We start from the raw sequence: 19,370 nt of genomic DNA, 5'->3' as shown, positions 1-19,370 counted from the left end.
TAGGAGGAAAACCCATGCCACGCCTGCAGGTCGACGAAGCCCTCTGCAAGGGACACGGTCTGTGCTACTTCGGCTGGCCGAAGATCTACGACCTCCGGGAGGACGGCATCGCCGTCGCCCTGGTCGACGAGATCCCGGCCGAACTCCTTGAGGAGGCCCGGAACTCCGTCGAGGCCTGCCCGGAGCGGGCCCTGCGGATCGTGGACTGATCTCGGTCCTCGTGTGCGCGCACGCCTGGCGGTGGACGGTCCCGGCCACCGCCGGGCGTGTGCTGCTCACCGGGCCCCGGCGCCGGAGCCGCGGAACGTATCATCGACGCTGGCGAGCCCGGTCGGACCGGGCCGCGGCGCTCGCAGGGGCTGGTCGCCGGCCTCCGGCGGGAAGGGAGTGGCACTCGTGGCACGCCGCCGGGTTACGGGTGCCGATGTCGCCGCCGAGGCGGGGGTGTCGGTCTCCATCGTGTCGCTGGTCCTGAACGGGAAGGACTCCGGGAGGGCGAACCAGGCCACGCGGGACAGGGTCCACGCGGCCGCGCAGCGGCTCGGATACCGCATCGACCGCCGGGGCCGCAGCCTCGCCACCGGCCGGACCGGCATCGTCGGTTACGTCGCGCCCGATGTCGCGACCCCGTTCTTCAGCAGTGTGCAGATGGGTCTGCTGAGCGAATTGAGCCCGGAGTACCAGGTCCTCACCGTGGTCACGGCCCTGGGCCAGACGGTCAGCCAGGAGAGCGTCCAGCGGCTGCTCGACCTGGGCGTGGACGGCCTGATCATCTCCACGGTCGAGAGCGACCTGGTGACGTCCCTGAACCCGTCGTGCCCGGTGGTGATCCTCGACTCCCCGGGGCGGCAGAAGGACCTGCCGCGCGTCAACCTGGACGTCGGCGGCAGCGCCAGGGAACTCGCCCGCCATCTGACGGGCCTCGGCCACCGGAGGTTCGCCTACCTCGACATCGACACCCGGACGCGGACCCTGGAGGCACGCCGCAGGGCGTTCACCGACGAGGCCCGGAAGGCGTCGGAGCAGGTGGGCGTCGTGGTGGCGCGCTCCCCCATCGACGTGACGGCGGCCTACGACAGCGTGGCGGGCAACTGGCCCTCCTGGCGCGACTCCGGAGTGACCGCGCTGGTGTGCGGCTCCGACCTCCAGGCGTTCGGCGCGCTGGCGGCGCTGCGTGACCTCGGGGTCGGGGTTCCGGAGGAGGTGTCCGTGGCCGGCGCCGACGACCAGCCGATGTCCCGGATCGTGCAACCGTCCCTGACCACGGTGAAACTCCCCTCGTTCGAACTGGGCAGCCTCGGCGCGCGGGAGTTGCGCAAGGCCATGGACGGGCCGGACGCGGTCTCGGGGCGGCCGTTGGTGCTGCCGACCCGGCTGGAGATCAGGGAGTCGACCGGCAGCGCGCCGGCAGCCCGGTCCACGCCGAGCTGACGCACCCTTCGGGGGTGGGCGCCGGCACGGCCAGGTCATGCGGGCGGTGGGGTGCGCAGGGCGAGGATGGCCATGTCGTCGTGGCCGTCGCTGGGGTGGTGGCCGGCGAGGGTGCGCACGAAGTCCTGCAACGGCTGGTCCGCGTACGTGGTGGCGAGTGCGGCCAGGGCGTCCAGCCCCTCGTCGATGGAGTGTTGGGGGTGTTCGACGAGTCCGTCGGTGAAGAAGATCACCATGGCCCCCGCGGGCAGAGCCCGGGTGTGGTCGGGGCGGACCTGGTCGGTGCTGACGCCGAGTGGGACGCCCGGGTCGGCGTTCAGGTATTCGGCCCGCCGGTCGGGGGTGATCAGCAGTGGGGGCACGTGGCCGGCGGTGCTCCAGTGCAGCGTCCAGCCACCGTGCCCGTCGGGTTCGATACGGGCCAGCAGGGCGGTGGTGACGGGGTTCTCGGTGGTGGCGTGCAGGGTGATGTCGAGCTGGCGGAGGATGCCGCTGGCCGGGGTGCGGCGGTCGTAGAGCAGGGCGCGGAGCATGCTGCGGGTCTGGGCCATGGCGCCGGCCGCGTGGAGGTCGTGGCCGACGACGTCTCCGATCACGACACCGAGCGCGCCGTCGGGCAGGATGACCGCGTCGTACCAGTCTCCGCCCAGACGGTTTGGCTCGGCGGCGGGCTGGTAGATCGCGGCGGCGGTGAACGGCCGCAGGTCCGGGAGGGTCGGCAGGAGCAGGCGCTGGAAGGTCTCGGCGCTGTCGCGGATCTGGCCGAACAGGCGGGCGTTCTCGATCGCGATGCCCGCGGCGCTGGCGAGGGCGACGAGGACTTCCTCGTCCGCCCGGTCGAAGGGGCGTCCGTCGTGGCGTTCGGAGAGGTAGAGGTCGCCGTAGATCTCGCCGCGGACGCTGATGGCCACTCCGAGCAGGGTGCGCATGTGGGGGTGGCCGGGCGGGAACCCGACGGAGGCCGCGTGGGACGCGATGTCGGTGACGCGCAGCGGTTCGGGGTGGTGGATCAGCAGTCCGAGCACCCCTCGGCCGTGGGGGAACTCCACCCCGGCCAGAGCGGCGCGCTCCTCCTCGGACAGTCCGGCGGTGATGAAGGCTTCCAGGTACTCGCCGGACTCGTGCAGCACCCCCAGGGCACCGTAGCGGGCGCCGACCAGGTCCATCGCGGTGGTGACGATGCGGTAGAGCACGGACGACAGGTCCAGCTCCCGGCTGATCGCCAGCACCGCGTCCAGCAGGCCCTGAAGCCGGTCCTTGGCAGCGGCCAGCGCCTGGAGCCGCTCGCTGATCTGGTCCAGTTCCTCGTTCAGGCGCTGACTCACATCAGGGATCCCGGGCCACTGCGGCTCGTCCTCGTGCCCGGCCATCATGAGCGCCTGGTTGAGGTCTTGAACACCAGCTTGGCGCCCTTCCTGTCCAGGTCCAGGTAGCCGATGCCGTCCCGGTACACCCGGCCTCCCGACACGACCGCGGTCAAAGAAGTCACAGCCTGACACGACCGAACTACTCATACCGTCCATTACTCCGAAAGCGGCATGCCATGCTCGCACAGACCCGGGCGGCTCGCACTGCGGTGCGCACCTGTGCGCGGGGCGTGACCCCTGCTGCTCGCGAGGGGCCGGTGTTCGACTGTGCTTCCACGGGCCGGAGCGAGACCGGCCTGGTGCGCCAACGGGCCCAAGAGAGCGCGGAGTTGAGTCTGCAGCGTGTACTGGCGCCCAGCGAGGCGGCAATGGCCGCGACCGGCAGTCCCACCGTCGTCGGCTGGACACTTCACGGGGACCTGGACACCGAGTTGTTGCGCAAGGCCGTCCGGGTGCTGTCTCACCGGATGCCGGTCTTATCGGCCCGTATCGTGGAAGGACCCGGTGGTCTCGTCCTGCGATGCGACGCCGCTGATGAGCCTGTCGGCCTGAGCTTCGCGTCCGACGGATGGGCCCCGCACGATGCTCACTTCCTCAAGCCGGGTGACCAGGTGCTGCGCGTCCTGCTTCACCGCGACGGCCCGCGCGAGCACACGCTGACCTTGATGGCCTGGCATGCCGTCAGCGACGGCGCCTGCATGCTGGCGCTGCACCAGCGGTTGTGGCAAATCTACCGGGATCTGGCCGCGGGAGCAGGCAAGGCGTCGGCTGCCGAAACCGCCGGGCTGCCCGGGCCCGTTGAAGAGCGCCTGCTCGCCCGGCACAGTCCCGCCGACGTCACCGCGTACGCCGCGCAGTGGTCGGCACGGCTGGACGCGTCGCACCCGGCCGCCCTCGTTCCGCAGGCCGCCCGCGACGGCGGACCAGGGCCGGCCGACGGCGTCCACCGCCACCGCTTCGCCCTGTCCGCTCAGCAGACGGAAGCACTGGCCCGGGACGCGCACCTACGCGGCGCGAGCGCGAACACTCTGCTCTGCGCCATCGCCATGACCGCTGTCCGCGGCCTCCTCTCCCCCGTGGACGGCCATGAACAACTGACCTGCCTCATCCCCGTCGACCTGCGGCCACGACTGCGTTCTCCCCTGCCGGCGGACGAGTTCGCCTTCGCCGCTTCCACCGCCTCCGCCACTGCCACCGTCGGCCCCGAGACCGACCTCGGCACCACCGCCGTCGAGATCGGCCGCCAGTTGCAAACGGCCCTGGACGCCGGCCACGCCGAACTGGAGTACCTGGCCACCGCGCACATGCTGAGCCGACTGGCCTCCGCGGCCGTCACCCTCGCCGTCAGCAATGTCGCCCACTACAGCACTCCGCCCGTGCTGCCGCCGGGCCTGACCGCCACGCGCCTGCACGTCCTCACCATCCCGCCCGGCCCCGTCCCGACCCTCTTCGTCAGCCGCCACGACAAGGCGCTCTGCCTGGATCTCGTCCAACCCCGCGCCTGGTACACCCGCGAACAGGCCGGCCATCTGGCGAACGCTCTACAACGCACCCTGACCGCCATCACCGGAGCACCCGGCATGGAGGACCTCACCCGCCCCGCACCGCCTTCCGGATGACGGCCAAGGCCCACCAACGAGTCGGCATCTAAGAGCGACTGAGGCGTTCACGCAGCCGGTGCGCCGAACGCCCGCGCGGCGTCGAACATCGCCTCGACGGCCCGCTGCACGCTGATCTGGCCGTTGCCGGCCACGATGTGCAGTCCGTAGGCGTCCTCCAGCGCCACCAGGTTCAGGGCCGCCGTCGGCGTGTCCAGGATGAGGTTGAAGGCCCCGGCGCCGGCGCCACGTTCCAGCACGGTCCGGTACGTGGCCAGCTGCCGCTCGTACATCGACTCGACCAGCTTGGTGTGCAGGGGGGAGCTGTCGGCGAGCACGTCGAACTCGTACAGCAGGCGCATCAGCGCGTCGTCCGGTCCCGTCGGGAGCCCGGCGCGGATCGTCTCCCCCAGGAGTCGGGCCGGGTTCTCGATCGTGTCCTGCAGCGCGTCCCGCCGGTCGCAGAAGCGTTCCATGCCCGCGCGATAGGCCTCGCTCAACAGCGCGTCGAGGTCGTCGTAGTAGTACAGGACGGCCCCTCGGGTCAGCCCCGCCTTGCGTGCCACGTCCGCGAGTGAGAGGGAGCGGAGCCCGGTCTCGGCGGTCGTGTCGATGACCGCCTGGATGAGGTGGGCGCGGCGTTCGTCCTGATTTTTTCGGCGGGCCATCCCTTGACAGTAGCCGAGACGCTCATGAGACTCGAACCATTCTTTGACGCCGATGGCAAAAAATGCGGGCGCCGTCTCGGCGCACGTTCGCCGCGCGTTCGTGGCGCGGCTCAGAACCAAGGACGACCATGCTGGACACCCTGATCACCGGCGCCCGTGTGCGCACGTTCGACAACGCCCGCCCGTGGGCCGGCGCCGTCGGCATCACCGGCGGACGCATCGCCTTCGTGGGCGACGAGGCGGAGGCCCCGGCGGCCCGCGAGCACCGCCGCCTGGACGGAGGCCTCCTCACTCCGGGCATCATCGACAGCCACAACCACCTGCTGCTCGGCTTCGACCCCGACGCCGTCAGCCTCGAAGGCGCCGAGACCCTCGAGGAGGTCCGCCGCCGTATCGCCGAACTCGCCGACGCACGAGCGGACTTGACCTGGATCTGCGCCGAGAACGCCGTGTACTCGGTAGTCCACGGCCGCCGCCCCCACGCCCGCGACCTGGCCGGCATCACCTCCCGCCCCGTCTTCGTCACCACCTACGACCAGCACTCGGTGTGGGTCAACGACGCCGCCATCCGCGCGCTGCGCCTGGACGACGGCGGCGACATCCCCTGGGGCCGCCCGGAGCGCGACGCCGACGGACGCGCCACCGGGTGGGTCACCGACTTCTACACGAGCGCCATGACGACGGCGGGCCTGGCCGGCCTCCAGCGCGACATCCCCATGTACTCGCCGCAGCGTCGCTACCGCAAGCTGCTGGGCAGCCTCGAGATGGCCACCGCCGCCGGCATCACCACCGTGGTGGAACCGCAGGTCCCGCTCGCCGAGATCGACCTGTTCCAGCGTGCCCGGGACGAGGGACGCCTCAGCTCCCGCGTCATCGCGGCGCTCTTCCACCCCATGGGGTCCGACGGCGCGTTCCGGCAGCAGTTGCGCGCGGCGGCCGACGCCGCCCCGAGCGGTGACCGCCTGGCGTTCGGCCCGGTCAAGCTCTACGCCGACGACGTGATCGAGCCCCACAACGCCTGGATGCTCGACGACTACGCCAACCGGCCCGGGCACCGCGGCCACCCCTCCGCACCGCTCGGCGAACTCACCCAGGTCGTCACCGAACTGGACCGCCTCGGCTTCCAGACCCACACCCACGCGACGGGCGACGGCGGCATCCGCCTGGCCCTGGACGCGATCGAGCACGCCGCGCGCACCAACGGCACACGCGACCGCCGCCACGGGATCGTGCACGTCGAGTGCCTCGCCCCGGAGGACCTGCCGCGCTTCGCCCAGCTCGGCGTCACCGCCGCCATGCAGCCGCGCCACTGCTCCCCGGACCTCGTGGCCGGCACCTGGATGGAGAACATCGGCGAGGCCCGCTGGGATCGCGCCTGGCGCATGCGTTCACTCATGACCTCCGGTGCCCATGTGGCCCTCTCCAGCGACTGGCAGGTGGGAGAGATGGACCCCCTGATCGGGTTCTACTCGGCCCTCACCCGGGCCGGCCTCGACGGCAAGGACGCCTGGACCCCGGCGGAGCGCCTGGGACTCGACGACACGTTGCGCGGCTATACGGCCGAGGGCGCCTGGGCCTGGCACCGGGAGGACGAGTACGGCGTCATCCGCGAGGGCGCCAAGGCGGACCTCGTCGCATGGTCCGAGGACCTCTACGCGCTCGAACCGGACCCGGCGGCGCTGCTCCAGCAGCGAGCCGAGGTCACCTGGGTGGGCGGCGAGGTGGTCCACGAGGCCGCCACGGCACGCGCCACCGCCGGCCACTACGGTGCGCTCACCTCCTGCTCCGCCCAAGCCGAAGGCGGTCACGCCCATGTCTGACAGCAGCCTTCCCTCAGGCTCCGTCGAGGGCACCGCCACACAGACCGCGGCAAAGCGCTCGGGCATCGGGCAGGGCACCGCGACCGTCACCGACGGCGACCGGGACCAGGCGGCCCAGGGCGGCGCACAGTTGCGCCGCAGCCTGAAGCTGCGCCACATCGTCTTCCTCGGCCTGGCGTTCATGGCGCCGCTGGCGGTGTTCGACACCTTCGGTCTGGTCTCCGAAGCGACCGACGGCCATGTGCCGCTGGCCTACCTGGCCGTTCTCGTCGCGGTGGGGCTCACCGCGCTCAGCTACGCGCGGATGGCCCGCCGCATCACCTCCGCCGGATCCGTGTACACCTACGCCGGCAAGTCGCTCGGGGCGCCCGTGGGCTTCCTGGTGGGCTGGTCCGCCACGCTGGACTACGTGCTGCTGCCCATGCTCAATGCCCTGCTGGCAGCGATCTACATGGGCGCCGTGCTGCCCGGCATCCCGGCGTGGGTGTGGGTGCTCTCCACCGTGGTGGTCTGCACGGCACTGAACCTGGTGGGCGTGAAGCTGGCCGCCAAGGTGAACGTGGCGCTCGTGGTCATCCAGGCCGGCGTGGCCATCGCCTTCCTCGTGTTCGCCGTGCGTGCCATCTCCACCCATGGCGAGTCCTTCGGGACCACCGGCTGGGACCCGGCCTCGGTGCCGCTGCCCGCCCTGCTCAGCGGCGCCTCGCTGCTGGCTCTGTCGTTCCTGGGCTTCGACGCCGTCTCCACCCTCTCCGAGGAGGCCGAGCACCCGCGCCGGGACATCCCGCGGGCCATCCTGCTCATCGTGGCCGCGGCCGGGGTGTTCTTCCTGGCCATCACCTACGCCATGCAGACGCTCTTCCCGGACGTCTCGGCCGTGGGCAACATCGTGGGTGCCTCGCCGGAGATCGCCAAGTACATCGGCGGTGCCGCGTTCCAGGCGGTGTTCGTGGGCGGCTACCTCACCGCGGTGCTCGGGTGCGGTCTGACCCAGCAGATGAGCGCGGCACGACTGCTGTTCGCCATGGGGCGTGACGGCATGCTGCCGCGCGCGGTCTTCGGACGGGTCGATCCGCGCACCGGCGTCCCCGCCCTCAACGTGCTCGTCGTGGGTCTCATCGCCGCCTCCGCGGTCTTCCTGGACCTCGGCAGCGCCGCGTCGCTGATCAACTTCGGCGCCTACGTCGCCTTCGCCGCGGTGAACCTGGCGGTGATCGGGTTCTGGGTGCGCGACCGGCGCGCCGGACGGGCGGAGGCTCGTGGAGCGGTCGCCGCCGTGCTGCAACTGGTGCTGCCCGCACTCGGGTTCGTGGTGAACGTGGCCCTGTGGGTCAGCCTGGACACCCCGGCCAAGGTCGTGGGCGTCATCTGGGCGCTGGTGGGCGTGGGGATCCTCACCCTCCGCACGGGCGGATTCCGCCGCCCGGTGCGGACGTTGAACCTGGAGGACTGAGCCCGGGCAGTGCTCGGGTGCCTGGGGCGCGGTGATCAGAGCCGAAGGGCGGTACGCCCTCGTCCCGCACGCTCGGTGGAGCCGGTTCCGGTTCGCAGGGCGCGCATGGCGAGGGCGCCGGCCAGGGGGCCGGGACCCAGGAGGAGGAACGCGTAGCGCCAGCCGACGGCGTCGGCGAGCAGGGGGGTCAGCTGGATACTGACGACCGTGAGGGCGAATCCGATCGCGGTCTGGGCCGTGAGGGCCGTTCCGATGTAGCGGGAGTCGGCGACCTCGCTGAGGGCGGTGGAGAACACTCCGGAGTCGGCGATCACCGCGGCGCCCCAGAGGACGCAGAACGCGACCACGAGGGCCGGCGGGGAGTGGACGAGCAGCGGTGAGAGCAGACAGCACAGACCACTGGTGACCAGGGCCGCGATGGCGGCGGGAGGGCGGCCGAAGCGGTCGGCGCCCCAGCCGCCGAGCAGACAGCCGACGACACCGCCGATCCCCATGGTGAGGAAAACGGTGACCTCGACCGATCCGGGGAGGTGACCGGCGCTGTCCGTGGCGGCGAGAAAGGCCGGGATCCAGGTCCACAGGGCGTAGAGCTCCCACATGTGCCCGAAGTAGCCGAGGTTGGCCGAGCGGGGGCCGCGCTGGGTGAACATGGTGAGGGCGTAGCGGGGGTTGCGGGCGGGCGCGGCCGGGGCGGCATGGGGGCCGACGCGGATGAAGGCCAGCGCGATGCAGGAGGCCAGGAGCCCGGCGGCCGACGCGACCAGGAGAACGCCCCGCCAGGGCAGTGACCCGATGCCGGCGATGAGGTGCGGAAGGGTCGATCCGAGCGTCAGTGCGGCGATGAGAACACCCATGGACTTGCCGCGTGCGGCGCCGTGCGCCCAGGACGCCATGAGTTTCATGCCGATCGGATAGACACCGGCCAGGCACACACCGGTCACGAAGCGGAGCGGAACGGCTGCGGCGAACCGGTCGACCGACAGGGCCAGCAGCACTGTGCACACGGCGGCCGCGGCGGCGCCGCCGGCGAGAAGGCGCTGGGGTGGAAGACGGTCGGCGAGGGTGAGAGCGGCGGACGTGAGCGCGCCGGTGACGAACCCGAGTTGGACCGACGCGGTCAGCCATACGGCGTCGGCGGAGTCGAGCCCCCACTCGCCGCGGAGTGTGGGAACCACCGCCGACATGGAGAACCAGACGGCGAGACCGAGTACCTGTACGGCGGCGATCGCGCCGCGCTGTATGCCGGCGTTCATGGTCGCTCCCCCTCCCTCACCGGAACCAAGTGGGCGGGAGAAGCCTACGGGGCGGTCTCCCGCCTGCTCGGCTTGGCTTGGCTTGGCTTGGCTTGGCTTGGCTTGGCTTGGCTTGGCTCCCGGAGCGTGGGGCTGACGTGTCCCATCGACCCACAGCGGCCCCTTATCTACACAAACAGCACAAATCGGATTTCAGGATTGCTAAATTTCGCAATTGCTTAGATGCTGTATTCGCTGTGCCCCCAGGTAGCCGGGGGCACAGCGTCTGTGTGGCTCGCCCCGGTGGGGCTGTGCGAGGGGAAGCTGAGGGGTCGTGTCGGTTCCGCTGTACCAACGGATCACCTCCTTGTTGCCCTCCCGCTCCGATCTGTCCCAGATGCGGCGTGATCCGCGCCGTGACCTGCTCGCCGGACTGACGGTGGCGATCGTGGCGCTGCCGCTCGCCCTCGGCTTCGGGGTGTCTTCCGGGCTCGGCGCCGAGGCGGGTCTGGCGACCGCGGTGATCGCCGGCGCGCTGGCCGCCGTGTTCGGCGGGTCGAATCTCCAGGTGTCTGGGCCGACCGGGGCGATGACCGTGGTCCTGGTGCCGATCGTCGGCCAATACGGTCCGACCGCCGTTCTCACGGTGGGCCTGATGGCCGGCGTGATGCTCGTCGTCCTCGCCGCGTTCAGGGCCGGGCGCTATATGCAGTACGTGCCGGCACCCGTGATCGAGGGTTTCACGCTCGGCATCGCCGGAGTGATCGGGTTGCAGCAGGTGCCGAACGCGCTGGGCGTGCCCAAACCCGAGGGCGACAAGGTCCTCGTCATCACCTGGCACGCGGTCGAGGAGTTCGTGAAGGCGCCGGACTGGACCGCCGTGGGGCTCGCGGTCTGTGTGGTCGTGCTCATGCTGGCCGGTGCGCGGTGGCGGCCCACCGTGCCGTTCTCCATCGTCGCCGTGATCGCCGCCACAGTCGTGGCTCAGGTCGCCGGACTGGACGCGAAGCCGATCGGCGACCTGCCCGCGGGGCTGCCCGCGCCTTCCCTCTCCTTCCTCGATCCCGGCTCGCTCGGCTCACTGCTCGCCCCGGCCGTGGCGGTGGCCGCGCTGGCCGCGCTGGAGTCGCTGATGTCCGCGGCCGCCGCCGACGCGATGACGGTGGGGCAGCGCCACGACCCGGACCGGGAGCTGCTCGGCCAGGGGCTGGCCAACATCGCCGCCCCGCTGTTCGGCGGCGTCCCGGCCACCGGAGCCATCGCACGCACCGCCGTCAACGTCCGCACGGGTGCCCGCTCCCGGCTGGCCGCCCTCACCCACGCCGCCGTCCTCGCAGTGATCGTCTTCGCGGCGGCTCCCCTGGTGTCGAAGATCCCGCTGGCGGCGCTGGCCGGCGTGCTGCTGGCCACCGCGATCCGCATGGTCGAGGTCGGCTCGCTGAAGGCGATGGCCCGCGCCACCCGGTCCGACGCCGTGATCCTGGTCCTGACAGCAGCCGCGACGCTGGCTCTGGACCTGGTGTACGCGGTGATCATCGGCCTGTTGACCGCCGGCGCCCTCGCCCTGCGGGCCGTGGCGAAGCAGGCCCGCTTCGACCAGGTGTCCCTCGACCGGGGTGACCACACCGACGAGGAGCACCAGCTGCTCGCCGAGCACATCGTCGCCTACCGCATCGACGGTCCGCTGTTCTTCGCCGCCGCGCACCGCTTCCTGCTGGAGCTGACCGAGGTGGCGGATGTGAAGGTCGTCGTCCTGCGGATGTCGCGGGTGTCCACGATGGACGCCACCGGCGCCCTCGTCCTGAAGGACGCGGTGGAGAAGCTGAACCGGCGCGGCATCGTCGTCCTGGCCTCCGGGATCCGTCCCGAGCAGCGGCAGGTACTCGACTCCGTCGGCGCTTTGGAACTGCTTCAGCACGAGGGCCGCGACTACGCCAACACGCCCGAGGCGATCCACGCCGCCCGCGATCACCTGCACCTGGCCGGAGTCCTGCCGGCCGAGCCGACGGCACCGGCTGGACAGTGACGCGACCGGACACGCGAGGATAGGGCGCATGTTCTTGACGAGTAGGTGGATGCGATGCCGAGTGGGCAGGCCGTTCCGGTCGTACCGTGCCGGGGAGGGGACGGCAGGGTGAGTACGCCCCTGTACCAACTGAAGGCCGAGTTCTTCAAGACGCTCGGACACCCGGCCCGTATCCGCGTCCTGGAGTTGCTGAGCGAGCGCGAGCACGCGGTCGCGGAGATGCTGCCCGAGGTGGGGATCGAACCGGCGCACCTGTCCCAGCAGTTGGCGGTGCTGCGGCGGGCGAACCTGGTGCGGACCCGCAAGGAGGGGTCGAACGTGTACTACTCGCTGGCCAACCTGGAGGTGGCGGAGCTGATGCGGGTGGCCCGCTCGATCCTGTCGGGTGTGCTGGCGGGGCAGGCGGAGCTGCTCGCCGATCTGCGGGCGGACCAGCCGGAGAGGAAGCCGTCGTCGTAGCGACGGTCACCGGACGGCGGCGGCCCCGGGGAGGCGGCCGGTAGGGCGTCGTGGTCGGGGCTACGCCCTGCGGGCGGTCTCGTGCTCCGCCCCCTGCGGCCAGAGCACCTCGACGTCGACACCGTGGCTGCGGGCATAGGCCACCAGGTGCGCCGTCGCGTCCCGCCCCGAAGAAGGGGAGCCGTCCCAGACGGCCAGCACCCGCGCGCACGAGCGCAGCAAGCCCTCGTCGGCCGTCACACACGAGGAGCGGTCACCGGGGTCGTACTCCACCAGCCGCACCTGCTGGGACAGCAGCAGGAGTTCCCCGGCCGCCTTCCGGTCCGGCTCGGCGACATGCGCGGGTACCCCGTTGCAGGACGGCAGGACCGTCACCAGGGCCAGTCCCGCCTTCCGAGCGGCCCGCCCGAACGCCACCGGCAGTCCCTTCCCGGCGCGCACCAGCCCGGACGTTCCCGCCTGGTCGAAGGCGGCCAGACGGGAACGCAGTTCCTCCTCCAGCACAGCCAGCGTCGACGCGCTGAGATCGGCGTGCCCCACAACAGCGATCACTCGTGGCTTTCCCTTCTCCCCATGCTCTTGATCATCGTCAAGGCGGCTGGGAGGCGCAGGGGCCTGGTCGGCCCCGATATCAGGCTGTTCGGCCCTGGCGGACGGCGCTGCACGAGTACAGCGGGCACACGCTCGCAGGTTGCCTTCGGTTGCGCGTTACAGGCCGAACAGTCCTGCCGCGTTGTCGTGGCACACGGCCCGCAGCCACTCCGGTCCGAGCCCCAGCCGCTCCAGGGCGTCGAGCTGATGTACGTAGGGATAGGGGATGTTGGGGAAGTCGGAGCCGAGCAGGATGCGGTCGCCGAGCGCCGCGAGCCGGGGCAGGGCCCGGCTCGGGAAGGGCATGAATCCCTCGGTGAAGTCGGTGAACGCCATCGTCGTGTCCAGCCGCACCTGCTCGTACCGCTCGGCGAGGCCGAGGAAGTCCTCGTACTCGGGCATCCCCATGTGCGCGACGATCAGGCGCAGTTTCGGGTGCCGCGCCAGCACCCGCGCGATCGGCTCGGGGCCGGTGTGCTTGCCGGGCGCGGGCCCGGAGCCGCAGTGGATCACCACAGGGATCCGCGCCTCGGCGAGCAACCCCCATGCCCGCTGGAGAAGTTCGTCGGCCGGGTCGTAGGCCCCCACCTGTACATGTGCCTTGAACACGCGCGCGCCCGCTTCGACGGCCTCGCGGACGTATGCCTCGACGTCCAACTCGGGGTAGAGGGTGGCGGTGTGCAGGCAGTCGGGGGTGCGACGGGCGAAGTCGGCCGCCCATCCGTTCAGCCACCGGGCCATGCCGGGCTTGTGCGGGTAGAGCATCGCGGTGAAGGCCCGGACGCCGAACTCCCGCAGAACGGCCGTGCGCTCCGCCTCCTCCTTCCGGTAGGTGATCGGCCAGTCGAGCCCACCGGTCAACGGTCCCTGCGCGTCGAAGTAGTCCCAGACCTTGTGCAGGACACGCTCGGGCATGAAGTGCGTGTGGACGTCGACCAGCCCGGGAAGACCGAGCCGGCCCCAGAAACGGCGGACCTCACCGGATGCCATGCGGTGATCGTTCATGTCGTCCACGATCGGCCCTGGTGAGTGTGCGGGCCACCCTTTCCGCAACCGGCGCGGTGCGGTATCCGTCACACGGGCCCCGGCGGTGAGGTGCCGTTCCGGCTAGGGGGCTGTGCCGCGAGGGGAGACAAGGCCGGACTCGTAGGCGGCTACGACGAGTTGGGCGCGGTCGCGGGCGGCGAGTTTCGTCATGGTGCGGCTGACGTGGGTCTTGACCGTGGACGAGCTGATCACCATGTGGGCGGCGATCTCGTCGTTGCCGAGGCCTCGGCCGACCAGGGCGAGGACCTCGCGCTCCCGCCGGGTCAGCGCCGCCAGTCGGGGGTGCGTGCCCGAGCCCGGGTACAAGGGCCGGGACGTGTACTCGGCGATGAGCTTGCGGGTGATGGCCGGGGACAGCAGCGCCTCGCCCCGGGCGGCGACCCGGACCGCCTGGAGCAGGTCGGCGGGTTCGATGTCCTTGACGAGGAATCCGCTCGCGCCCGCGCGCAGCGCGCCGTAGACGTACTCGTCGACGCCGTAGTTCGTCAGGATCACCACGTGCACGGCGGACAGGGCCGGGTCCGCGGCGATCCGGCGGGTGGCCTCGATCCCGTCCACCACCGGCATCGAGATGTCGACGAGGGCCACGTCGGGCACGTGCTCGGCGGCGAGCGCGGCACCGGCCGCGCCGTCGGCCGCCTCGGCGACGACCTCGATGTCGTCCTCCGCGTCGAGGAGCGCGCGGAAGCCGCCGCGGATGAGCGGCTGGTCGTCGACGAGCAGGACCCGGATCATGGTGTGCCGCCGGGGTCGGTGCCGTTCAGCGGGAACTCGGCGCGGACGGTGAACCCGCCCTCCGGCCGGGGTCCGGCGTGCAGCCGCCCGCCGAGTCCCGTGACCCGCTCGCGCATGCCGGTCAGGCCGGTACCCGGTTCCGGTTGTACCGCGGGGGTCGCCCTGCCGTCGTCGTCGATGTGTACGGCCAGCGCGTCCGGCCGGAAGTCGAGACGGATCCAGGCGGAGGCGGCCCCGGCGTGCCGGGCGGTGTTCGTCAGCGCCTCCTGGACGACCCGGTAGACGGCCCGGTCGAGTTCGGGCGGCAGTTCCCTCGGCTCGCCCTCGACGGTGACGGTGGCGGGCAGGCCCGTGGAACTGGTCCGCTCCACCAGCACGGGCAGGAGGCCGAGTCCGGTGACCGGTGGGCCGGGCCGGCCGGGGACGGCCTCGCCGGGTGCGCGGAGCACGTCGAGGGTTGCCCGGAGCTCGCGGGTCGCGTCGCCCGCGGCCTCCTGGATGGCCAGCAGAGCCTCCGGCACACTCTCGCCGCGCTTGCGCGCCAGATGGACGGCCACTCCGGCCTGCACCTTGATCACGGAGATGCTGTGGGTGAGCGAGTCGTGCAACTCGCGGGCGATCCGCAGCCGTTCCTCCCCCGCGCGGCGGCGTGCGGTCTCCTCGCGGAGCCGCTCGGCGTCGGCCGCCCGCCGCTCGGCGTCCGCGGCGCGCTGCTCGGCCTGGCTGAGGTTGCTGTTCCACTGGCGCCGCATCTCCGCGGCCATGACCGCGGCCACCACCCAGCCGACCAGCAGGAACCGTCCCTCGACGATCTGCCGGGCGGACTGGTCGCCGGAGGACGTGAGGGTCAGCGCCACCGTGCCCGCGACGAATGCGCCTGCGCCCAGGACGACCGTCACCAGCCGGTGGCCCGCGAGGACGGCGGTGTAGATCGCCACGAGAACCGGCACGGCGGCCCCGTCACCCGGATAGCCGCGCAGATGGTAGGCGAACAGGCAGACGAGCGTGGTGGCCACGACCGCGACCGGGAAGCGGTGCCTGGCGGTGAGCGCGAGGCCCGCCACCAGCACCAGCAGGTATCCGAGCGCGTCGAGACCGGTGCGGTCGGGGACGGCCACCACTGAGCTGACCAGCGAGATCACGGCGACGGCACCCGCCGTCACCGCGTCCCGCGCGTAGCCGCGCAAGCTCAGCCGCATGCTCATCCCCGCACGGTAGCGCCGGTGCGCGGGGCAATACGTCACCTCGTAGGGCCATTTCCTGCGTACTTCCGGCGGAGTAGCCGTCGGGCCAGGTGGTCCCGGTGCGGCAGCGGGCAGTCCCGCCGCCAGGGCGACGACAGCGGCCCCCGCCCGGCCCATCATCGAAGGACGTCTCGGCCGGCACCGCAGACGGCCGGTTCGGCAAGGACTTCGGAAGGAGAACAGGTCATGAAGAGTCACGGAGTTGACACCGTCGGCACCGGGGTGCGGGAGCCGGAGCAGCCGGGCCTCCTCATCCCCTGGGCGCGCCGGTACAACCTGCTCGTCACGGTGATCTTCGGCGGCCGCCGGGGCGCGCTGAACAACACGCTGGTGGCGGCGAGCGGCGTCCGCCACGGTGACCGGGTGCTCGACGTCGGCTGCGGCCCGGGGGTCTTCGCCGGGCGGCTCGCCGAGGCGGTGGGGCCCGGGGGCCGGGTGGTCGGCGTCGACCCCTCGGCACCGATGGTCGAGTACGCGACCCGGCACGCGGGCCGGTCCGCCAACTGCCGCTTCGTCCTCGCGGCCGCGCAGTCCCTGGACCTGCCCGACGGTGAGTTCGACGTGGTCACCTCGACGTTCGCGATGCACCACATCCCCGAGGGGCACCGGAAGACCGCGCTGGCGCAGATGTACCGCGTACTGCGGCCCGGCGGGCGACTGCTGATCGCGGACGCATTCCCGAGCGGCCCGGTGGCTCCCCGGGTGACCCGCGCCATCGCCGGGATGATGGTCCACGGTGTCGCGCACGGGGAAGTCACGGAGGATCCCATGTCCGCCGCCGACGTGCGGCAGTACGCGGACGTGCTCCGTGCCGTCGGGTTCACCGAGCCCAGGTTCGCCGACGTGCGGCCCTGGACGCGGTATCTGCTCGCGGAGCGGCCGGCGGCCGCTTGAGCGCGGGGAGGGGCGCCACCGCGGGGGTGCGGCGCCGTCCCGGAACGTTCGGGCCGGGTGGCCGGGTCACGGCAGCGTGACCCGGCCACCCGGCCTGTGTTGATGTCGCTCGGAGGCCCTCTTTGAAGTCTGGCTGCCGTCTCCGGCCGGTCTGTCGGCTGTCACACACTGGTCGAGGTCTGCCAGGTGGATGAGCGCGGGAAGGACGCCGATGAGGAAATCAGCGAGGGCGCCCATGAGGAACTCCTCCGCCGAACCGCGCAGAAGGAGTTTCCCGTCACCCTCCAAGTGGAGAATGACCGGCTCTTGGCCTCCTACGAGGATCTGAAGTTGTCGGTGTCGCCGGTCGGTCTTCTCGCCGACTACTGGCGGAGTGGGGGGTAATCGCCTCCACTTGAGCGTGAATCCGCTCGCGCGGCGGGGGTTGAACGCCATACTTGCCGAAGTGGTCAGTCAGCGACTGATATACCCGGCCTATCATCACTGGGCCAGACCCCCACAGCCGGAGTGCCTGCCGCCTGACTCTCTGCACCTGGCACGCAGGTTTCGCCCGGCACGAAGCGAGGAGAGAAGGATGCCCGAAACTACGGCTCCGTCCACCGAGTTGACGTCGCAGTACATCAACCAGGTAACCAGCGACCTTGAGCGCAACGTCAAGGAGCAGGAACGCATCACGGCGGAAATCACGGCGTTGCAGTCCCAGTTGGCCGCCCTTCAGCACGACCACACCCTGCTGGTGAGCATGCAGCAGGCACTCGGTATCGTGGCAAGTGCCCCTGAGCCCGCGACCACCGGTAGTGCCTCCGTGCCCTCTCCCCGGAAGAAGACCACTGCCGAGCCTCGCAAGAAGGCGAAGACGGCGACCGCGAAACAGCCCACGGTCAAGAAGCAATCCGCCGAAAGCCCCGCGCCCAAGAACGACGCTGCCGCGAAGAAGGCACAACCCACGCTGGCCGAACTCGTCCGCCGCCACCTGACCGAGCAGAGCGAGCCGCGCTCCGCGGCGGAAATCGCCACGGCACTCGGCCAGGCACACGCCGACCGCGACATCAAAACCACCGTCGTACGCACCACTCTCGAAAACCTTGTGGCCCGGAGCCAGGCTCAGCGCAGCAAGCAGGGCACGTCCGTCTTCTACACCGCTCCCAACCCGCCGGAGCCCACGACAGCCTCCAAGACCGAGGCCCAGCCCGAACCCGCCGAATAGGCCACGCTCGTCGTGCACTGAACCACTGCCGCCCGACGCGGAGTCGGCAGACCCGAGGAAACGGGCCGGGCAGCCCCGAGGCCGGCTCCTCTACTCCGGGTCCTCCGCGTCGGCTGCGGCACGGGCGGCCAGTCGCTCATACCGCTGTCTGGCCGCCTGCGGGGTGCCCAGCCCGAGCCCGAAGGCGATCTCCTGCCAGGTCATGCCGCGGCCTCGTGCCATCTGGAGCAGTCCGGTCTCCAGTTCGTCCATTTCCCCGCGAACCAGCGGGACGAGACTCAACGCGGCCGTGATGTCGGCGCGATCCACCTCCGGCTCGCCGTCATCCGGCTGTGCCGCCCCGCTGAGCAGGAACGAGACGAGTCTGACGGCCTCGTGCGGCGCGATGACCGAGGGATGGACCTGTCGCCGGCGTTGCTCGTCGGAGGCCGCGTGCCGCTCGGCGATACGGAACAGGGACGCGTAGACGCGCTGGGCCCGCGCCTGCTCCGGTTGCGGAGGCGTGAAGGGGTCTGCGTGCTGATCAGAAGTCGACGACATGAGACGAGGCTGGGGCAGCACACCCAAGGAAGTCAACAACACGTTTTAAACAACTAGTTCAATTCCTTGCCGGCTCACGCGGAAAAGTGCACCTGGAACCCTTGACACCTTCACCCGGCCAGCGGATAGTTTCTGGCCGCTCAGCGCCACGGCGTTGCGCCGAGCGCACCGGAGGGCGGCGGAGTCGCCCGGTGCGGGGCACCACATGATCGAGGAGTCTCATGGCCGAGCCGACCGACGAACCGGGTACACCAGCGCCTCGCGGGGTGCTGCAGAGCGCCGACCGCGCCCTGGTCGCCCTGCTCTCGTTCACCGAGCGGCGGCCCGAGTGGGGCGTCAGCGAGATCGCCCGCCACCACGGCTGGGACAAGGCGGTCGCCCAGCGGCTGCTCACCACGCTCACCGCGCGCGGATTCCTCACCTGCGACACGATCACGCGCCGCTACCGTCTCGGGCCGTCCGTGCACCGGCTGGCCCGGGTGGGCGAACACAGCGGGGTCCTGCCCTCGCTGGTCCGGCCGATCCTCGCCCGTATCCTGCGCGAGACCGGGGAGAGCGTCGTCCTCAACGTCCCCAACGGGGGCGAGTACCGTTGCGCCGCGGCCGTCGACGGTACCGGACCGGTCCGCTACACCGCGATCGTGGGCGCCCTCATCCCCGGCCATGCCGGAGCGTCCGGACACGCGATCTTCGCCCACTACCCCGAGGCGGAGATCCAGAAGACCTTCGGAGCCACCCCGCTCCAGCGCTTCAACGAGCACACCATCACCGACCTCGACGCCCTGCTCGCCTGCTACGCCGACGTACGCGAGCGCGGCTACAGCGTCAGCCACGGCGAGTACGACGAGGCCGTCTCCGCCGTCTCCGCGCCCGTCTTCCAGGCCGGCACGATCGCCGCGTCCCTGACCGTCATCGGTCCCGCGCACCGCATCGATGCGGGCGTCGACCGGCTCGCCGAACTCGTCACCGCCGGAGCCGCGGAGGCCACCGCCGCCCTCGGCGCCTGACCGGCCCACCGGTCACCCGCGCCCGCGCCGGCCTTCGTCGCTCACCGGCGA

The 19,370-nt window shown here is 71.3% G+C and carries 19 protein-coding genes; 11 read left to right on the top strand and 8 right to left on the bottom strand.

Annotated features, from left to right (window positions below):
* The first annotated feature begins 14 nt into the window (after nt 1-14).
* On the top strand, nt 15-209 hold the full coding sequence (locus ACIQFZ_RS25660; protein ID WP_141365015.1) for a ferredoxin: 195 nt from the start codon (nt 15-17) through the stop codon (nt 207-209).
* Between the two features lie 187 nt (nt 210-396).
* Nucleotides 397-1,431 carry a LacI family DNA-binding transcriptional regulator gene (locus ACIQFZ_RS25655; protein WP_383061195.1) on the top strand — a complete coding sequence of 345 codons (1,035 nt, stop codon included), beginning with the start codon at nt 397-399 and terminating at the stop codon, nt 1,429-1,431.
* A 35-nt stretch (nt 1,432-1,466) separates the two neighbouring features.
* Here the strand turns inward: ACIQFZ_RS25655 and ACIQFZ_RS25650 are convergent, their stop codons facing one another.
* Entirely contained in the window at nt 1,467-2,804 is a 1,338-nt protein-coding gene (locus ACIQFZ_RS25650; RefSeq protein WP_402692228.1) for a PP2C family protein-serine/threonine phosphatase, read from the bottom strand.
* 323 nt (nt 2,805-3,127) lie between these two features.
* Between ACIQFZ_RS25650 and ACIQFZ_RS25645 the strand changes: the two genes are divergently transcribed.
* Nucleotides 3,128-4,417, top strand: a complete 1,290-nt coding sequence (locus tag ACIQFZ_RS25645) for a hypothetical protein (protein ID WP_402692227.1) — start codon at nt 3,128-3,130, stop codon at nt 4,415-4,417.
* Nucleotides 4,418-4,464: 47 nt separating this feature from the next.
* On the opposite strand, the gene ACIQFZ_RS25640 is transcribed toward ACIQFZ_RS25645, so the two are convergent.
* On the bottom strand, nt 4,465-5,064 hold the full coding sequence (locus ACIQFZ_RS25640) for a TetR family transcriptional regulator (RefSeq protein ID WP_365427435.1): 600 nt from the start codon (nt 5,062-5,064) through the stop codon (nt 4,465-4,467).
* A gap of 128 nt (nt 5,065-5,192) precedes the next feature.
* Between ACIQFZ_RS25640 and ACIQFZ_RS25635 the strand changes: the two genes are divergently transcribed.
* A complete protein-coding gene (locus tag ACIQFZ_RS25635; protein ID WP_402692226.1) occupies nt 5,193-6,884 on the top strand; it encodes an amidohydrolase in 1,692 nt (563 codons plus the stop codon).
* The gene (locus ACIQFZ_RS25630; protein WP_365776419.1) at nt 6,877-8,337 is read left to right on the top strand and encodes an APC family permease; all 1,461 of its coding nucleotides are present in this window, start codon (nt 6,877-6,879) and stop codon (nt 8,335-8,337) included. Before ACIQFZ_RS25635 ends, ACIQFZ_RS25630 begins: the two co-directional genes overlap by 8 nt.
* 35 nt (nt 8,338-8,372) lie before the next feature.
* Here the strand turns inward: ACIQFZ_RS25630 and ACIQFZ_RS25625 are convergent, their stop codons facing one another.
* A complete protein-coding gene (locus tag ACIQFZ_RS25625) occupies nt 8,373-9,590 on the bottom strand; it encodes an MFS transporter (RefSeq protein ID WP_376652548.1) in 1,218 nt (405 codons plus the stop codon).
* 376 nt (nt 9,591-9,966) lie between these two features.
* On the opposite strand from ACIQFZ_RS25625, the gene ACIQFZ_RS25620 reads away from it, so the two are divergent.
* Entirely contained in the window at nt 9,967-11,595 is a 1,629-nt protein-coding gene (locus ACIQFZ_RS25620) for a SulP family inorganic anion transporter (protein WP_402692238.1), read from the top strand.
* 108 nt (nt 11,596-11,703) lie between these two features.
* Nucleotides 11,704-12,054, top strand: a complete 351-nt coding sequence (locus ACIQFZ_RS25615; RefSeq protein ID WP_365425804.1) for a metalloregulator ArsR/SmtB family transcription factor — start codon at nt 11,704-11,706, stop codon at nt 12,052-12,054.
* A gap of 60 nt (nt 12,055-12,114) precedes the next feature.
* Here the strand turns inward: ACIQFZ_RS25615 and ACIQFZ_RS25610 are convergent, their stop codons facing one another.
* From ACIQFZ_RS25610 to ACIQFZ_RS25595, 4 genes are all read right to left on the bottom strand, one after another.
* Nucleotides 12,115-12,606 carry a hypothetical protein gene (locus tag ACIQFZ_RS25610; RefSeq protein WP_365425802.1) on the bottom strand — a complete coding sequence of 164 codons (492 nt, stop codon included), beginning with the start codon at nt 12,604-12,606 and terminating at the stop codon, nt 12,115-12,117.
* Between the two features lie 156 nt (nt 12,607-12,762).
* Nucleotides 12,763-13,635 (bottom strand): amidohydrolase family protein, encoded by an 873-nt coding sequence (locus tag ACIQFZ_RS25605; protein ID WP_365776421.1) that lies wholly within the window; start codon nt 13,633-13,635, stop codon nt 12,763-12,765.
* 117 nt (nt 13,636-13,752) lie between these two features.
* Complete coding sequence (locus ACIQFZ_RS25600; RefSeq protein WP_402692225.1) at nt 13,753-14,427, bottom strand: response regulator; 675 nt, start codon at nt 14,425-14,427, stop codon at nt 13,753-13,755.
* Nucleotides 14,424-15,632 carry a sensor histidine kinase gene (locus ACIQFZ_RS25595; protein ID WP_376652551.1) on the bottom strand — a complete coding sequence of 403 codons (1,209 nt, stop codon included), beginning with the start codon at nt 15,630-15,632 and terminating at the stop codon, nt 14,424-14,426. The genes ACIQFZ_RS25600 and ACIQFZ_RS25595 overlap by 4 nt, the downstream gene beginning before the upstream one ends.
* Nucleotides 15,633-15,857: 225 nt before the next feature.
* On the opposite strand from ACIQFZ_RS25595, the gene ACIQFZ_RS25590 reads away from it, so the two are divergent.
* From ACIQFZ_RS25590 to ACIQFZ_RS25580, 3 genes are all read left to right on the top strand, one after another.
* Entirely contained in the window at nt 15,858-16,565 is a 708-nt protein-coding gene (locus tag ACIQFZ_RS25590) for a class I SAM-dependent methyltransferase (RefSeq protein ID WP_383061185.1), read from the top strand.
* Between the two features lie 186 nt (nt 16,566-16,751).
* The gene (locus tag ACIQFZ_RS25585) at nt 16,752-16,949 is read left to right on the top strand and encodes a hypothetical protein (protein ID WP_402692224.1); all 198 of its coding nucleotides are present in this window, start codon (nt 16,752-16,754) and stop codon (nt 16,947-16,949) included.
* Nucleotides 16,950-17,139: 190 nt separating this feature from the next.
* Nucleotides 17,140-17,772 (top strand): hypothetical protein, encoded by a 633-nt coding sequence (locus ACIQFZ_RS25580; RefSeq protein WP_402692223.1) that lies wholly within the window; start codon nt 17,140-17,142, stop codon nt 17,770-17,772.
* Nucleotides 17,773-17,862: 90 nt separating this feature from the next.
* Here the strand turns inward: ACIQFZ_RS25580 and ACIQFZ_RS25575 are convergent, their stop codons facing one another.
* Nucleotides 17,863-18,312: a DNA-binding protein gene (locus tag ACIQFZ_RS25575; protein ID WP_365425789.1), complete on the bottom strand. Its 450-nt coding sequence runs from the start codon at nt 18,310-18,312 to the stop codon at nt 17,863-17,865.
* Between the two features lie 221 nt (nt 18,313-18,533).
* Between ACIQFZ_RS25575 and ACIQFZ_RS25570 the strand changes: the two genes are divergently transcribed.
* Nucleotides 18,534-19,319, top strand: a complete 786-nt coding sequence (locus tag ACIQFZ_RS25570; RefSeq protein WP_402692222.1) for an IclR family transcriptional regulator — start codon at nt 18,534-18,536, stop codon at nt 19,317-19,319.
* Nucleotides 19,320-19,370 lie beyond the last annotated feature (51 nt).

Origin of the sequence: Streptomyces sp. NPDC093064 (assembly GCF_044754605.1) — a bacterium.
Lineage (GTDB): Bacteria > Actinomycetota > Actinomycetes > Streptomycetales > Streptomycetaceae > Streptomyces.
This window is presented reverse-complemented; position numbering and strand designations above follow the sequence as displayed.

What these genes read in the sequence shown, in the direction of transcription:
- ACIQFZ_RS25660 (WP_141365015.1), top strand. Translation starts at nt 15, where the DNA reads ATGCCACGCCTGCAGGTCGACGAAGCCCTCTGCAAGGGACACGGTCTG.
- ACIQFZ_RS25650 (WP_402692228.1), bottom strand. Translation starts at nt 2,804, where the DNA reads ATGATGGCCGGGCACGAGGACGAGCCGCAGTGGCCCGGGATCCCTGAT.
- ACIQFZ_RS25640 (WP_365427435.1), bottom strand. Translation starts at nt 5,064, where the DNA reads ATGGCCCGCCGAAAAAATCAGGACGAACGCCGCGCCCACCTCATCCAG.
- ACIQFZ_RS25635 (WP_402692226.1), top strand. Translation starts at nt 5,193, where the DNA reads ATGCTGGACACCCTGATCACCGGCGCCCGTGTGCGCACGTTCGACAAC.
- ACIQFZ_RS25630 (WP_365776419.1), top strand. Translation starts at nt 6,877, where the DNA reads ATGTCTGACAGCAGCCTTCCCTCAGGCTCCGTCGAGGGCACCGCCACA.
- ACIQFZ_RS25625 (WP_376652548.1), bottom strand. Translation starts at nt 9,590, where the DNA reads ATGAACGCCGGCATACAGCGCGGCGCGATCGCCGCCGTACAGGTACTC.
- ACIQFZ_RS25620 (WP_402692238.1), top strand. Translation starts at nt 9,967, where the DNA reads ATGCGGCGTGATCCGCGCCGTGACCTGCTCGCCGGACTGACGGTGGCG.
- ACIQFZ_RS25605 (WP_365776421.1), bottom strand. Translation starts at nt 13,635, where the DNA reads ATGGCATCCGGTGAGGTCCGCCGTTTCTGGGGCCGGCTCGGTCTTCCC.
- ACIQFZ_RS25600 (WP_402692225.1), bottom strand. Translation starts at nt 14,427, where the DNA reads ATGATCCGGGTCCTGCTCGTCGACGACCAGCCGCTCATCCGCGGCGGC.
- ACIQFZ_RS25595 (WP_376652551.1), bottom strand. Translation starts at nt 15,632, where the DNA reads ATGAGCATGCGGCTGAGCTTGCGCGGCTACGCGCGGGACGCGGTGACG.
- ACIQFZ_RS25590 (WP_383061185.1), top strand. Translation starts at nt 15,858, where the DNA reads ATGAAGAGTCACGGAGTTGACACCGTCGGCACCGGGGTGCGGGAGCCG.
- ACIQFZ_RS25580 (WP_402692223.1), top strand. Translation starts at nt 17,140, where the DNA reads ATGCCCGAAACTACGGCTCCGTCCACCGAGTTGACGTCGCAGTACATC.
- ACIQFZ_RS25575 (WP_365425789.1), bottom strand. Translation starts at nt 18,312, where the DNA reads ATGTCGTCGACTTCTGATCAGCACGCAGACCCCTTCACGCCTCCGCAA.
- ACIQFZ_RS25570 (WP_402692222.1), top strand. Translation starts at nt 18,534, where the DNA reads ATGGCCGAGCCGACCGACGAACCGGGTACACCAGCGCCTCGCGGGGTG.